This window comes from Methylohalomonas lacus (assembly GCF_024808875.1).
Lineage (GTDB): Bacteria > Pseudomonadota > Gammaproteobacteria > Methylohalomonadales > Methylohalomonadaceae > Methylohalomonas > Methylohalomonas lacus.
The window spans coordinates 25,343-40,575 of sequence record NZ_JANUCT010000007.1 but is presented as its reverse complement, the minus strand read 5'-3'; the positions used below and the strand labels follow the sequence as shown (position 1 = coordinate 40,575).

General features: G+C 61.8%; 11 protein-coding genes. 3 read left to right on the top strand and 8 right to left on the bottom strand.

The window, feature by feature from the left end:
- Positions 1–3: 3 nt before the first annotated feature.
- Together J2T55_RS06190 and J2T55_RS06185 are read left to right on the top strand one after the other, a co-directional pair.
- Positions 4–1,107 carry a uroporphyrinogen-III C-methyltransferase gene (locus J2T55_RS06190; RefSeq protein WP_259054859.1) on the top strand — a complete coding sequence of 368 codons (1,104 nt, stop codon included), beginning with the start codon at positions 4–6 and terminating at the stop codon, positions 1,105–1,107.
- Positions 1,108–1,109: 2 nt separating this feature from the next.
- Positions 1,110–2,351 (top strand): heme biosynthesis HemY N-terminal domain-containing protein, encoded by a 1,242-nt coding sequence (locus J2T55_RS06185; RefSeq protein WP_259054858.1) that lies wholly within the window; start codon positions 1,110–1,112, stop codon positions 2,349–2,351.
- Positions 2,352–2,681: 330 nt separating this feature from the next.
- Here J2T55_RS06185 and J2T55_RS06180 read toward each other — a convergent pair whose 3' ends face one another.
- Complete coding sequence (locus J2T55_RS06180; protein ID WP_259054857.1) at positions 2,682–3,338, bottom strand: ParA family protein; 657 nt, start codon at positions 3,336–3,338, stop codon at positions 2,682–2,684.
- Positions 3,339–3,478: 140 nt separating this feature from the next.
- Entirely contained in the window at positions 3,479–4,354 is an 876-nt protein-coding gene (locus J2T55_RS06175) for a phosphoribulokinase (protein ID WP_259054856.1), read from the bottom strand.
- A gap of 131 nt (positions 4,355–4,485) precedes the next feature.
- Here J2T55_RS06175 and msbA point away from each other — a divergent pair, with 131 nt between their 5' ends.
- Complete coding sequence (gene msbA / locus J2T55_RS06170) at positions 4,486–6,249, top strand: lipid A export permease/ATP-binding protein MsbA (protein ID WP_259054855.1); 1,764 nt, start codon at positions 4,486–4,488, stop codon at positions 6,247–6,249.
- A gap of 11 nt (positions 6,250–6,260) precedes the next feature.
- On the opposite strand, the gene gdhA is transcribed toward msbA, so the two are convergent.
- The 6 genes from gdhA to J2T55_RS06140 all read right to left on the bottom strand — a co-directional run bounded on the left by gdhA (position 6,261) and on the right by J2T55_RS06140 (position 15,216).
- Positions 6,261–7,607: an NADP-specific glutamate dehydrogenase gene (gene gdhA / locus J2T55_RS06165; RefSeq protein ID WP_259054854.1), complete on the bottom strand. Its 1,347-nt coding sequence runs from the start codon at positions 7,605–7,607 to the stop codon at positions 6,261–6,263.
- Between the two features lie 90 nt (positions 7,608–7,697).
- A complete protein-coding gene (locus tag J2T55_RS06160; RefSeq protein WP_259054852.1) occupies positions 7,698–8,456 on the bottom strand; it encodes a peptidylprolyl isomerase in 759 nt (252 codons plus the stop codon).
- 15 nt (positions 8,457–8,471) lie between these two features.
- Entirely contained in the window at positions 8,472–9,155 is a 684-nt protein-coding gene (narI, locus tag J2T55_RS06155; protein WP_259054850.1) for a respiratory nitrate reductase subunit gamma, read from the bottom strand.
- Between the two features lie 15 nt (positions 9,156–9,170).
- On the bottom strand, positions 9,171–9,902 hold the full coding sequence (narJ, locus tag J2T55_RS06150) for a nitrate reductase molybdenum cofactor assembly chaperone (RefSeq protein ID WP_259054848.1): 732 nt from the start codon (positions 9,900–9,902) through the stop codon (positions 9,171–9,173).
- Positions 9,899–11,470 carry a nitrate reductase subunit beta gene (gene narH / locus J2T55_RS06145; protein WP_259054847.1) on the bottom strand — a complete coding sequence of 524 codons (1,572 nt, stop codon included), beginning with the start codon at positions 11,468–11,470 and terminating at the stop codon, positions 9,899–9,901. The genes narJ and narH overlap by 4 nt, the downstream gene beginning before the upstream one ends.
- Positions 11,467–15,216 carry a nitrate reductase subunit alpha gene (locus J2T55_RS06140; protein ID WP_259054846.1) on the bottom strand — a complete coding sequence of 1,250 codons (3,750 nt, stop codon included), beginning with the start codon at positions 15,214–15,216 and terminating at the stop codon, positions 11,467–11,469. Before J2T55_RS06140 ends, narH begins: the two co-directional genes overlap by 4 nt.
- Positions 15,217–15,233: the final 17 nt, after the last annotated feature.

The following is a 15,233-nucleotide window of genomic DNA, read 5'->3' as shown; positions in this document are numbered from 1 at the left end:
GCTATGACTGACGAAAAAGCACAGGATGCAGGCGACAGTACCGAACAGTCGGCAGTGACCGAATCCACGGATTCACAGACGTCCGCCAGGACAGAACCGGCAGCAGCGACCGGCGCTACGGCAAACAGTGGTGGCGGCCGCGGGTTGGTGATCGCCATGCTCGCCCTGCTGGCGCTGGTCGCGGTGGCGCTCAGCGGCTATGCCTTCTACCTCAGTTACCAGTTGCAGGCATCGCAGGCCGAGACCGCGACCCGTCAGCAGGCGCTGGCCGATGACCTGACGGAGATCAGCAGGGAGCAGCGCCAGACACGCGATGCGCTGGCCGGCCTCGAGCAGGTGCAGGAATCCACCCAGGCAGCTCTGGATCGACTCGCCGAGCGCGAGCGCATGGACAACTTCGACTGGGCCATGGCCGAAGTCGAGTACCTCACCATCATTGCCATGCAGCGCCTGAACCTGGCGCAGGACGTTGATACCGCCTTGGCGGCGCTGGAGGCGGCGGCACGCCGGGTCAAGGACATCGACAATCCCGCCCTGATCCCGGTGCGTGAGCAGTTCACCAAGGATATCAATGCGTTGCGTGCGGTGCCGGAGACCGATATCGAGGGCATGGCGCTGTATCTGGCGGACTTGGTCGAGCGTGCCGAGCAGCTGCCACTGGCCGACGATTCGACCAGCCGGCCCCTGCCGGCAGACACCGATGCCGGCGAAGAACCGGTCGAGGGCTGGCGCGGCATGCTGCAGGCCATCTGGGCTGAAATTCGCCAGCTGGTTGTCATCCAGCGCGCGGATGATCCGCCCACCGAACTGCTGGCACCGGAGGAGCGTTATTTCCTGTACCAGAACCTGCGTATCGAACTGGCCAATGCCCGGGCCGCAGTGCTGCAGCGTGACAGCCGCAATCTCCAGGCGTCCATTGAACTGATCCAGGACTGGCTCGAGCGCTATTTCAATACCGACGCCGAGGCGGTGGCCAACATCCAGGACAGTCTGAGCCAGATGGCGACGCTGGAACTGGATCCCGAGCTGCCCGACATCAGCGGTTCGATGGAATCGGTCCGCGCCTGGCAGCGGCAGCGCTCCGAAGCCAACGGTGCGGGTGAATAGCCATGCGTTTGCCCGGTATCAAAATCCTGTTCCTGATCCTGCTGGCGCTGGCCGTAGCGGTGGCGATTGGCCTGTTCGCACACGACTATCCCGGTCACATGGTCCTGCGCCTGCCGGGCTGGCGTATCGAAACGTCGTTCAGCTTTTTCGTTGTTGCGCTGCTGGTGACGATCATTGTCGTGGTTGTACTGTTGCGTCTGGTCACGGGGCTGTGGCGGCTGCCGGGTCGGGCGCTGCGCTGGCGCGCCGATCGCCGGCGTCTGCGTGGCGAGGGCTACATGCGCCGCGGCCTGCTGGCCTTGATCGAGGGCGACTGGAAGCGTGCCGAGAAGATGTTGCAGAAGGGGGCCGGTGACAGCCGGGCGCCATTGATCAACTATCTGGCGGCAGCCCGCGCCGCCCAGGAGCAGGGTGACCTGGAACGCCGCGACAACTACCTGCGGCTGGCGCACCAGCACAGCCCCAACGCCGACATCATCATCGGTATCGCCCAGGCCGAGTTGCAGATGAACCAGCAGCAGACCGAGCAGGCGCTGGCGACACTCAAGCACCTCTACGATCGCAAGCCCGACCAGGGCCATATCCAGCAGATGCTGGTGCAGACCTATAGCCAGGTGGGTGACTGGGAATCGGTATTGCAGTTGCTGCCGCAGCTGGCAAAAAACCGGCTCATCTCGACCGAACAGCGCCGCGACCTGGAACTCAAGGCCTATATCGGTCTGTTGCAGCGTGCCGGCAGCCGTCGCCAGCGCGAATCGATCGATGCCGTCTGGCGCGATACGCCGCGCAAGCTGCGTGACAATCCACAGTTACTTGCCGCCTACGTCACCGAGTGTATCCGCGTCGGTCATACCGACGGTTGCGAGGCGCTGCTGAAATCGGCGCTGAAAAAGCAATGGTCGGCGCAGCTGATGGAGCTCTACAGCCAGATCGAGAGCGCCGATCCGATCAAGCAGCTCGATTTCGCCGAGAAGTTTCTCGACGCGCATCCACAGAACGCGCCGCTGCTGTTGGCCGTGGGCCGTCTCAGCCTGCGCTGCGGGCTCTGGGGCAAGGCCAAGGCCTATCTGATACAGAGCATCGATGCCCGGGCGGAACCCGAGACCTACCGCGAACTGGCGGATCTGCTGCGCCAGCAGGGTGAGCATGCCGAAGCCTCGCGCTATTACCAGCAGGGACTGATCGCTGCGACCGGCGGTGCGCGCCAGGATGGGCCGTTACAGATTGAGGGCCAGCGGGTTTAATTGGTTGATTGGTGACCGGTGATTAGTGATTGGCAAGGCCTGCCATTGTGGGAGCGGATCACAATCCGTGACCCTTCCAATGCATGTGTCGCCGATTTTAATCGGCTCCCACAATGATTGATTTTATGACGTAGGAGCGGCGCCCCCGCCGCGAAGATTTCTGGTTCACTGGTTAATTCGTTAACCGGTTAATTGGTCATTGAATTTTGATTTTTCCTTGACACCAAAACAGTGTCTATCATGCTTTTTTAGTCACCAGTCACCAGTCACCAGTCACCAGTCACCAGTCACCAGTCACCAGTCACCAGTCACCAGTCACCAGTCACCACATCACGGCACGCTGCGGGCGCTGTTCAACCACTTGACCAGCGGTTCCCACTGCTCCATGTCGTAGTAGGTGCGTGACGGCGGCAGTTCAAAGATGCTCAGGCCCTGCTCGGCGGCATGGACGTAGTTCTGGCTGGCGCGCAGCAGGGTGAGGTACTTGAGTTTGGTGCCGTTGGGCAGTTTCAGGTGATCCAGGTAGTCGTCGAGGCTGGCTGCGGCCAGGGTGTCCTCGCGTACGCGGTTGGCGACGGTGGCCAGTTTGACCTTCTTCTGCGTGACCTTGCGGATGTCGATGAGCTCGGCGAGAAAGTGCTCGGCGGCACGCATGTCGATGGCCGAAGGCAGTACCGGGATGACCACGGTCTGCGCCTGTTTCATCAGGTTGGCCAGCCGTGCGCCGTGACTGGCGGCCGGCGAGTCAATGACGAGTACGTCGGTGCCGCGCGGCGTTTCGGTCTTGTTGGCGGTCACCGTGGCGCTGTCGATGGGTGGCCGGTGTTCCGGGCGGATGGCCAGCCAGTCCTTGCTGGAGCCCTGCGGGTCGCAGTCGGCCAGGGCGACCCTGGCGCCCTGTTCAGCGGCGAACCAGCCGGCGATATTCATGGCCAGGGTGCTTTTGCCGCAGCCCCCCTTGGGATTGAGTACCAGTATCGAGCGCATTTTTCTCCCCTACGTTCGGTCGGGAAATACGGCTACCCTGTTGAAATCCCTGCTTGTAGTCATGCCGCTGGCATGACCCGCAAACGGCACAATGCCGGAAAGTATAACGCCCTTTTGCCCGGCTTGCCGAGTGTGGCCGGTCAGTTGTCGTCGCGTTCGGCGATCATCTGGTAGATCACCGGGTTGATGATGAGCTGCGTGGCGAATGCCTTCTTGCCGGCCGGGATGACGATGGTGTCCGGTGCCGACATGAACGAGCCCTCGAGCATCTCCAGAAGATAGCGAAAGTCGACCGGCAGCTTTTTCTGGTTGCGGATGTGGATCACGCAGTAACTCTGATCGTCGGTCGGGATGTGGCTGGCGGCGAACGGGTTGGCGGTGTCGACTGTCGGTATGCGCTGGAAATTGATGTCGGTGCGCGAGAACTGCGGTACCACGTAGTGCACGTAGTCATGCATGCGGCTGAGAATCAGCGCCGTGGCGTCCTGGGTGCTGTAGCCGCGCACGGCCTGGTCGCGGTAGATTTTCTGGATCCACTCGAGGTTGACGATTGGCGCGACGCCGATGAGCAGGTCGACGTGCTGATAGATGTCGGCGCTGTCGGTGACGATACCGCCGTGCAGGCCCTCGTAGAACAGGAGATCGGTGCCTTCCGGCAGCGCCTCCCAGGGTGTCAGCGAGCCGGGCGGGTAGCCATGGCGGGCCGCCTCGGCATCGTCATGGATATAATAGCGGCGCCGGCCCGTACCGTGGTGGCCGTACTCCCGGAAGAGCGCTTCCAGCTCCTCGAACAGGTTGCCTTCCGGGCCGAAGTGGGTCAGCTGACGGCCCGCGGTCTCGGCCTTTTCCACTTCCTCATCCATCTGCGCACGATCGTAGCGATGGAAACCGTCGCCCTCGATTATTGCCGGATGCAGGCCCTGGCTGCGAAAGACTTCCTCGAATGCGCGCTTGACGCTGGAAGTGCCGGCGCCGGAAGAACCCGTGACGGCGACGATGGGATGTTTTTTCGACATGCTCTGGTTTTAGCGCTTGGACCGGAATCCCAGCGTAGCCGGTTTTGACCGGCGCCGATAGCCGCCCCGGGCTGGTGAATTCGTTTTCCCGGCACCAGTCAGCGGCATCACTACGTTATAATCCCGGGCCTATGTCCGCTTCCAGCTCCCCCGACACGTCCGATTTTCGGCTTTACCGGCGCCTGCTCGGCTATGTTTTCCCGTACCGGCCGGTGTTTCTACTGGCGGTGCTGGCCATGATCGTCGTCGCCATCACCAGCCCGGCGCTGGCCTCGCTGATGGAGCCTATGTTCGACGGCGCCTTCATCCAGAAAGACCCGCAGACCATGGCGATGGTGCCGCTGCTGCTGGTCGGTATCTTTTTCGTCCGCGCCGTCAGCACGTTTGCCAGCACCGCCGCGCTGCATGTTGTCGCCAACAAGGTGATCCGCGACCTGCGCCGGGTGATGTTCCAGCAGTTGATGCGCCTGCCGTTGCCGTACTTCGATCAGCACACCGCCGGCAGCCTGATGTCACGGTTTACCTACGACGTCACCCAGCTCAAGGACGCCAGCACCTACGCCCTGACAGTGCTGCTACGCGATGCGCTGACCGTCGTCGGCCTGCTCGCCTGGATGTTTTACCTCAACTGGCAGCTGTCGCTGGCGGTATTGCTGGCAGCACCGCTGATCGTCGGCATCATGGCCCTGATCCGCAAGCGCCTGCGGCGCATGAGCCGGGCGGTGCAGGACACCATGGGCGATATCCATCATGCCCTGGACGAATCGATTCAGGCGACCCGCGAGATGCGCCTGTACAGCGCCTACGACCAGGCGAGCGAATCCTTTGTCGGCGCCGCGGACAAGAACCGCCGTTACAACATCAAGTTTGGCATTGCCGCGGCGGCCAGCAGCCCGGCGGTGCAGCTGGTGGCGGCGATCGCGCTGGCCGCCATTGTCTATCTCGGCGCCCGGCAGGCGGCTGCCGGTAATATCACCACCGGTGAATTCATTTCCTTTTTCACTGCCATGGCGCTGTTGCTGACACCGCTGAAACATCTGGCCACGGTCAACGAACACCTGCAACGTGGATTGGCGGCGGCCGAAACCGTGTTCGGGCTGATCGACCAGGCGCCGGAGCCGGATAGCGGTGACAAGGAGCTGGGCCGTGCCCGCGGCGCGATCGAATTCGACCACGTCAGTTTCAGCTACACCGGCGAGCGTGGCAACGCGCTGGACGGCATCAGCCTGACCATCGAGCCGGGTGAGTCGGTCGCACTGGTCGGCGCTTCAGGCAGTGGCAAGAGTACGCTGGTGAGCCTGCTGCCGCGTTTTTACGACGTCAACGATGGTCGCATTCTGATCGACGGCCACAACATCCGCGACATCACCCTAGAATCACTGCGTGACAATATTGCCATGGTGCGCCAGGACGTCGTTCTGCTGAACGACACCGTGCGCAACAACATCGCCTACGGCGCACTGAAACCGACTGCCGACCGGGAAGCGGTGAAGGCGGCGGCAGAGGCGGCGCAGGCGATGGGATTCATCGACAGTTTGCCACAGGGTCTGGATACCGAGATCGGCAGCCGTGGTACGAGTCTGTCCGGCGGTCAGCGCCAGCGCCTGGCCATCGCCCGCGCCCTGCTCAAGGACGCGCCGATCCTGATCCTCGACGAGGCCACCTCGGCGCTGGATTCGGAATCCGAACAACAGTTCCAGCGCGCCATGGAAGCGGTGATGAAAGGCCGAACCTGCATCATCATCGCGCATCGCCTGTCGACCGTACAGCAGGTCGATCGCCTGATCGTTCTCGACCACGGCCGTATCGTCGAAAGCGGCAGCCACGCCGAACTGATGCAGCAGGGCGGCGCCTACGCCCGGTTGCACAGCCTGCAGTTTACTTCGATAGAGTAGCGATCAATTTTTTAAATAACACCGAATGCCAGCATCGCTTCAGCGACCCGGGTAAAACCGGCAATATTGGCCCCGCTGATATAATCGCCAGGACGGCCATATTCCTCGGCTGTTTCGTAACAATTGGCATGAATGTTTGTCATGATCTCTTTTAAGCGGGATTCGCTATATTCGAAAGTCCAGGAATCGCGCGAAGCATTCTGTTGCATTTCCAGGGCGCTGGTGGCAACGCCGCCTGCATTGGCGGCCTTGCCGGGGCCGAACAGGATTCCCGCATCACGGAACAGCTCAACAGCCTCGGGCGTGCATGGCATATTGGCCCCTTCAGCCACTGCGATAACGTCATTTTTAATCAAGTTCTTTGCGGCATGCGCGTCCAACTCGTTCTGTGTGGCGCACGGCAGGGCAACATGGCAGGGCACTTCCCATACTGCTCTGCCCGGAACAAAGGTTGCATTATGGTGACTTCTCTTCGGGTATTCAGAAATACGGCCGCGCTCGACTTCCTTGATTTGTTTAATCAATTCGACATCAATGCCGGCGCTGTCATGTATATAGCCGCTTGAGTCAGAGCAGGCAATAACCCGTCCCCCAAGCTCCTGTATTTTTTTCATGGCATAAATGGCAACGTTACCTGAACCCGATACAACCACGTCCCGATCGTCCAGGCCATTACCATGAGCAGATAGCATTTCATTGACGAAGTAGGCCGTGCCGTAGCCGGTTGCCTCAGTGCGAACACGGGCACCACCCCAGTACAACCCCTTCCCTGTCAGAACACCGGATTCGTAGCGATTGGTGAGGCGTTTGTATTGACCGAAAAGGTAGCCGATTTCGCGCGTTCCGACGCCAATATCACCAGCGGGCACATCCGTGTACTCACCAATATGACGGTGCAGTTCCGTCATGAATGATTGGCAAAAATGCATGATCTCGTTATCCGACTTGTCTTTGGGGTCAAAGTCGGCCCCGCCTTTACCGCCGCCGATCGGCAGTCCCGTCAGGGAGTTTTTGAAGATCTGTTCAAAGCCAAGAAATTTAACCACGCCAAGAGTGACCGAAGGGTGAAAGCGTAAACCGCCCTTGTACGGTCCCAGGGCAGAATTGAATTCTACCCGGTAGCCTCTGTTGATCTGCACATATCCCTGATCATCAACCCATGGAACCCTGAAAATGATTTGTCGTTCCGGTTCGCAGATGCGCTCCAGAAGCTTGGCCTGCGCATAGTCAGGATGTTTCCTGATGACCGGTTCCAGTGTGTCAAAAATGGTTTCAACTGCCTGGTGAAATTCCTGTTCGGCGGGACTGCGTTCTATAACCCTGTTTTTCAGTTCAACTAGATCGTTATTGGTTGTCATATTGCTGTTGTTTGATGTTTGATGATTTTTGTCCCAGGGGCGTGGCGAAATCTTCGCGTATTGTTGTAGCCAATCCGGATTGTCAGTCTTTTATTGAATCAGCGGTGAACTGTTCTCCGGGAAATCGACGCCCTTGATCTCGGCACTATCGATCAGCACCTGGATATACTGATGCACCGCACGGCGCCAGCTGGCTTCCTGCAGATAATCCGCGATCAGGTGCTGGACGTCCGCAAAAGCCAGCGGCTCGCCACCCGTGCGGCTGAGGACCTCGACGACATGGAACCCGTAGCGGCTTTCCACCGGTCTTGCGGCCAGTCCCGACGCCAGTCGGGTGACGACCTGTTCGAACTCGGGGACCGTCTGGCCGCGGTTGATGAACCCCAGGTGACCGCCGTCGCTGGCCGAAGGGCAGGCGGAATGCTGTGCGGCCAGCGCGGCAAAGCATGACGGATCGGCCTGCAGCTCGGCGACCAGCCGCTCCGCCTGCTGCTCGGCGGTCGCCCGTTCTTCCGGGTCGTCCGGTGCGGCCTTGAGCAGGATATGCCGCAACTCCAGCGTCACCGGCGTGCAGAAACGTTCCGGATTCGAGTCGTAGTAACGCCGGCAGGCGGCCTCGTCGACCTCGGGCAGCGATACCTCCTGCGCCAGCAGCTGTTCGATGGCCTGGTCCAGGTCGGTTTTCGTGTCCAGGCCGAGTGCGCGTGCCTGTTGCTGTAGCAGTTCGCGGACGGCCAACTGACGGGCAGCTTCCTCGCGCCGTGCGCTGATCCCCTCGGCCTCGACACGGGCCGACTCCTCGATGATCTCGGCGTCGGTGATCAGGGTGCGGTTGATGACGACGGGCATGGCTACCTCCCTCCCTCAGGCCTGGCGCTGGCGCACGATCTGGTACTGGCGGGTGATATAAGCCAGCGGTGCGCTCCAGATGTGTACCAGGCGCGTGAACGGAAAAACGAAGAACACAACCAGACCGAGGAAGACATGTGCCTTGTAAATCCAGTGCGCGTCGGCCATGTAGGCAGCCGCCGGACTGAAGGTCACGATCGCCTGCGCCCAGTTGGACAACTGGATCATGACCGCGCCGTCGAGGTGATCTTTCGATACGCCGATGGTGGCGAGACCCAGGATCAGCTGCACGTACAACAACGCGAGAATGAATATGTCCATGCGCGTCGACTGGGCACGCACGCGCGGGTGATACAGCCGCCGGTACAGCAGGTAGCTGCCGCCGACCAGCGCCAGCAGGCCGAAGGCGCCGCCCGAGACCATCGCCATAATCTGCTTGCTGCCGGCGGTCAGGCCCAGATAGGGATACCAGCTGTGCGGCATGAGCAGGCCGAAGAAGTGGCCGAAGAACAGAAAGATCATGCCGATGTGGAACAGGTTGTTGCTGATGCGGAAAGTGGCGGAGTTGTCGAGCAGCTGGCTGGAATTCGTCTTCCAGGTGTACTGGCTCATGTCGAACCGCACCAGGCTGCCGAACAGGAATACCGTCCCGGCGATGTAGGGAAAATAGCCGAAGAATAGATTGTTCAGATAATCCATGATCCTGTCCTCGAATCAGGCCGGTCCGCTCTTGCCGGCAGGTTGTTGTTTCCAGGTCACCGGCTGCGCCCGGCCGCCGGCAGTCTGACCGCAGCCGCTGGCCGGCTGATCCGGGCCGAAGGTGACCGGTGCCTCCATCCAGCCCTGGTCATAGGCCGCGCGGGTATCGTCGCGCGCCTCGTCGCTCAGCTCAGCGACCAGTTCCGCCGGTGCCGACTCGCGCTGCAGCAGCCGCAGCAGCAGGTGCAGCGGCAGCGCATACGGGCTGTCGCGATTGCTGAGGCGTACGTGGATCTGCTGCAGGACGTGATCGGTGTCGGCCAGCCAGTCCTGCGCCTCGTGCTCGTCCAGGCCGGCACAGAATTCCAGAAACAGTGGCAGGTAGTCCGGCAGCAGTTGCGCATCAATCGCCAGGCCTTTCTCACGGTAGGCATTGTTGAGCTCCACCATCGCCGGGCCGCGATCGCGCGACTCGCCGTAGACATGCTCGAACAGGTACAGCGAGACCTTCTTGCTGTGATCGAAGGTGGCGACGTATTCCGCCTGCAGATCCAGAATGTCATTGTCGCGCAGGCGGGCGATGAGCTGCCGCAACCGATCACGGTCGTCATGGTTCAGCTCCGGCCGCGCTTCAAGAACCCGGTCGATTTCATCAATCGCTGCCTGCAGAGTGCTGTCAGGATAGTGCAGCAGCAAGGCTATGGCCTTCAATGCACGCTGCAGCGTGGCGTCATCGTTGTGGCTCATGAGTCGTGCTCCGTGGATTTCGACCGCGGCGACCAGACCGACACGGGCTGGCTGTGCTCGCGCTGGCGCGGGCTCTTGCTACCGAACAGGTTGGTCCGGCTGATGCCGGACGTATGGCAGCCGTCGCCGAAACTGAAACCGCAGCCGCTGCGTTCGCCGTAGGCATCTTCAGTGCTGAGCTCACGGTGATTGGTCGGGATGACGAAACGATCCTCGTAATTGGCGATCGCCATGGTCTGGTACATGTCTTCCAGCCGTGCCTCGTCCAGCCCCACCTGTTCCAGCACGGCCGGATCGGCGTTGCCGTCGACCGTCTGGCCGCGCTTATAGATGCGCATGGCCAGCAGCCGGCGCAGCGCGTCGATGATCGGACGGTCGTTGCCGGCGGTCAGCATGTTGGAGAGGTAACGCACCGGTATGCGCAGTGATTCGACTTCCGGGATCAGGCCGTCGAAACCGATTTTGCCGGCGTCGGCGGCCGACTGGATCGGTGACAGTGGCGGTACGTACCAGACCATCGGCAGGGTGCGGTATTCCGGGTGCAACGGGAACGCCACCTGCCAGTCGATGGCCATCTTGTAGACCGGCGAGTGTTTGGCCGACTCCAGCCACGAGTCGGGTACGCCGTCGGCACGCGCCTGTTTCTGGACTTCCGGGTCGTTGGGGTCGAGGAATATGTCGAGCTGGGCCTGGTAGAGATCCTTTTCGTTGGCGACGCTGGCGGCTTCCTCGATGCGGTCGGCGTCATAGAGCACCACGCCCAGGTAGCGGATGCGGCCGACGCAGGTTTCCGAACACACGGTCGGCTGGCCGTCCTCGATGCGCGGGTAGCAGAAGGTGCATTTTTCCGATTTGCCGGATTGCCAGTTGAAATAGATCTTCTTGTACGGGCAGCCGGAAATGCACATGCGCCAGCCGCGGCACTTGTCCTGATCGATGAGTACGATGCCGTCCTCCTCGCGCTTGTAGATCGCCCCGGACGGGCAGCTCGACACGCAGCTCGGGTTCAGACAGTGTTCGCACAGGCGTGGCAGGTACATCATGAAGGTGTTTTCGAACTCGCCGTACATTTCCTTCTGTACGCCCTCAAAGTTGTAATCCCGCGAGCGCTTGGCGAACTCGCCGCCGAGGATCTCCTCCCAGTTCGGTCCCCATTCGATCTTTTCCATCGGCTTGCCGGTGATGGCCGAATAGGGTTTCGCTGTCGGCTGTGCCTTGGAGTCGGGCGCGTTGTGCAGGCGCTGGTAGTCGAAGTTGAACGGTTCGTAGTAGTCGTCGATCTCGGGCAGATGCGGGTTGGCGAATATCTTCGCCAGCAGGCGCCACTTGCCACCCTGTTTCGGCACGATGTCACCGCTGTCACGGCGCACCCAGCCGCCCTGCCAGCGGTCCTGGTTTTCCCAGTCCTTGGGATAACCGATGCCGGGCTTGGTCTCGACATTGTTGAACCAGGCGTACTCCATGCCTTCGCGCGACGTCCACACGTTCTTGCAGGTGACCGAGCAGGTGTGACAGCCGATGCACTTGTCCAGGTTGAGGACCTTGGCGATTTGCGCTCTTACTTTCATCGTACGTACTCCTGCTGGAGAATGCTTTCATCGTCACCTTCCAGCCAGTCGACATTCTGCATCTTGCGCAGGATGACGAACTCGTCGCGGTTGGAACCGACGGTGCCGTAGTAATTGAAGCCGTAGCTCTGCTGGGCGTAGCCGCCGATCATGTGCGTGGGCTTGACCACGGTGCGGGTGACGGAGTTGTGAATGCCGCCGCGGGCGCCGGTGATCTCGGAGCCGGGCGTGTTCACGATGCGTTCCTGGGCGTGGTACATCATCGCCATGCCCTCGCGCACCCGTTGCGAAACGACTGCCCGGGCGACGACCGCGCCGTTGACGTTGAAGACCTCGATCCAGTCGTTGTCCTCGATACCAACCTTGCGCGCGTCGGTTTCCGATATCCAGACGATCGGGCCGCCGCGCGACAGCGTCAGCATCAGCAGGTTGTCACTGTAGGTACTGTGAATGCCCCACTTCTGATGCGGCGTGATCCAGTTCAGCACGATCTCGGGATTGCCGTTCGAACGGGTGTTGTGAATCTGGTGCCAGGTCTTGGTGTTGACCGGCGGCCGGTAGAGCACGAAGCCCTCGCCGAAGGCGCGCATCCACTTGTGATCCTGGTAGAACTGCTGGCGTCCGGTCAGTGTGCGCCAGGGAATGAGTTCGTTCACGTTGGTCCAGCCGGCGTTGTAGCAGACTTTTTCCGACTCGATGCCGGACCAGGTCGGCGACGAGATGATCTTGCGCGGCTGCGCCTGGATGTCGCGGAAGCTGATGTGTTCGTCCTGCTTGTGAATCGCCAGGTGCGCGTGTTCGCGGCCGGTGAATTTCGACAGCGCCTGCCACGCCTTGACCGCGACCTGGCCGTTGGTTTCCGGTGCCAGCGAGAGAATTGTCTCGGCGGCGTCGATCGCGGTTTCCATCCGCGGCCGGCCCTGGTTGGCGCCCTGCGGCACATGCGTGCCGTTGAGCCGGCCGAGATACTCGACCTCGTGATCGGTATTCCAGCTGATGCCCTTGCCGCCGTTGCCCTGCTGCTCCAGCAGCGGCCCGATCGAGGTGAAGCGGGCATGGGTGTTCGGGTAGTCGCGCTCGACGACGACCAAGTTGGGCATGGTCTTGCCGGGCAGCGGTTCGCAGTCGCCCTTTTTCCATTCGGCAACGTCGAACGGCTGGCCGAGTTCGCCGGGAGTGTCATGCAGCAGCGGTACTGTGACGATATCTTTCTCCACGCCCAGATGACCCGCGCTGAGGCTGGAGAACTTCTCGGCGATGCCCTTGAAGATGTCCCAGTCCGAGCGTGACTCCCAGGCCGGGTTCACCGCTTCCGATAGCGGGTGGATGAAAGGATGCATGTCGGAGGTATTGAGATCGTTCTTTTCGTACCAGGTCGCCGTCGGCAGCACGATGTCGGAATACAGGCAGGTCGTCGACATGCGAAAGTCCAGCGTGACCAGCAGATCCAGCTTGCCTTCCGGTGCCTGACCGCGCCATTCGACTTCCTCGGGGCGCTTCTGATCCGGCTCGCCCAGCTCCTTGCCCTGTATACCGTCGTTGGTGCCGAGCAGGTGTTTCAGCAGGTATTCGTGGCCCTTGCCGGACGAACCCAGCAGGTTCGAACGCCAGATGAACAGGTTGCGCGGAAAATTCTCCGGTGCATCCGGATCCTCGCAGGCCAGTCGCAACTTGCCGGTTCTTAACTGTTCGACAACGTAGTCCTTCGGGTCCTTGCCGGCTGCAGCAGCCTCACGTGCGATAGTCAGCGGATTGCGATTCAGCTGCGGTGCCGACGGCAGCCAGCCCATGCGCTCGGCGCGGACGTTATAGTCGATCAGGCTGCCGCCCCAGTCGGCCGGGTTGGCCAGCGGCGACAGGATTTCGCTGACGTCGAGTTTTTCGTAGTGCCACTGATCGGAGTGGGCGTACCAGAACGAGGTGCCGTTCATGTGCCGCGGCGGCCGTGCCCAGTCCAGCGCGAAGGCCACCGGCAGCCAGCCGGTCTGCGGCCGCAGTTTCTCCTGGCCAACGTAGTGCGCCCAGCCGCCGCCGGACACGCCGACACAGCCGCACATCATCAGCAGATTGATGATGCCGCGGTAGTTCATGTCCATGTGATACCAGTGGTTGAGGCCGGCGCCGAGAATGACCATGGACTTGCCGCCGGTCTTCGCGGCGTTGTCGGCAAAGGCGCGGGCGACGCGGATGACCTGTTCGGCCGGCACGCTGGTGATGCTTTCCTGCCAGGCCGGGGTATAGGGCGTGTCGTCGTCGTAGGATTTGGCCGTTGCCGGGTCATCGAGGCCGCGATCGACGCCGTAGTGCGCGGCCATGAGATCGAAGACGGTGGCAACCCGGGCACTACGGCCGTCGGCGAGCTGCAGGCGCCGCACCGGGACCCGGCGCTGCAGGATTGCTTCCTGGGTATTGGCGCTGAAGTGTTCATGCTCGACGCCGCCGAAGTAGGGGAAGCTGACCGTGGCGGCCTCGTCGTGCGTGTCGATGAACGACAGCTGCAGGCGCACGTCGTGACCGTCGCTGGCTTCTTTTTCCTCCAGGTTCCAGCGACCGCTCTCGTCCCAGCGAAAGCCGATCGCGCCCTGCGGGCAGACCGGGTTGCCGGACAGTTCGTCGAAGGCCAGCGTCTTCCAGTCGGCATGCTGCTGGCCGGCGCTGTCGTCGAGGTCGCTGGCGCGCAGGAAGCGCCCCGGCGCCAGGCCTTTGCCGGTCTCCTCGAGCTCGACCAGCATCGGCCAGTCGGTATAGCGGCGGCAGTAGTCCTGGAAATAGGGCGTCGGGTTATCGACGTGGAATTCCTTGAGAATCACGTGACCCAGTGCCATGCCCAGCGCCGCGTCGGTGCCCTGTTTCGGTGACAGCCACAGATCGGCGAACTTGGTTGCCTCGGCGTAGTCCGGCGACACGGTCACGATCTGGGTGCCGTTGTAGCGTGCCTCGGTCATGAAATGGGCATCCGGCGTGCGCGTCTGCGGCACGTTCGAGCCCCACATCATGATGAACTTGGCGTTGTACCAGTCGGCCGACTCGGGCACGTCGGTCTGCTCGCCCCAGGTCATGGGTGAGGCCGGCGGCAGGTCGCAGTACCAGTCGTAGAAGGACAGGCAGACGCCGCCGATCAATGACAGGTAACGGCTGCCGGCGGCGTAGGAGACCATCGACATGGCCGGAATCGGCGAGAAGCCGAGAATGCGATCCGGTCCCCACTGCCGCGCCGTGTAGACGTTGGCCGCGGCGATCATTTCGTTGACCTCGTCCCAGCTTGAGCGCACCAGGCCGCCGAGACCGCGGCGCTGCTGGTAGCTGCGGCGCTTGTGGTCGTCGCCGACGATGGCGGCCCAGGCGTCGACCGGATCGCTGTGCTCGGTGCGGGCCTGGCGCCAGAGTTTGAGCAGGACGCCGCGCACCATCGGGTATTTCAGCCGTGCGGCACTGTAGATGTACCAGGAATAGCTGGCGCCGCGCGGGCAGCCACGCGGTTCATGATTGGGCAGGTCGGGGCGCGTGCGCGGGTAGTCGGTCTGCTGGGTTTCCCAGGTGACCAGGCCGTCCTTGACGTAGATTTTCCAGGAACAGGCGCCGGTACAGTTCACGCCGTGGGTGGAACGCACGACCTTGTCATGCTGCCAGCGCTGGCGATAGGCTTTTTCCCAGGCGCGATCTTCGCGGGTGGTGCGGCCGTGACCATCGGCGAATTCGCCGGTGATGTGACGGAAGAAGGTCAGTCGATCGAGGAAATGGCTCATCGCATATACTCCGCTTG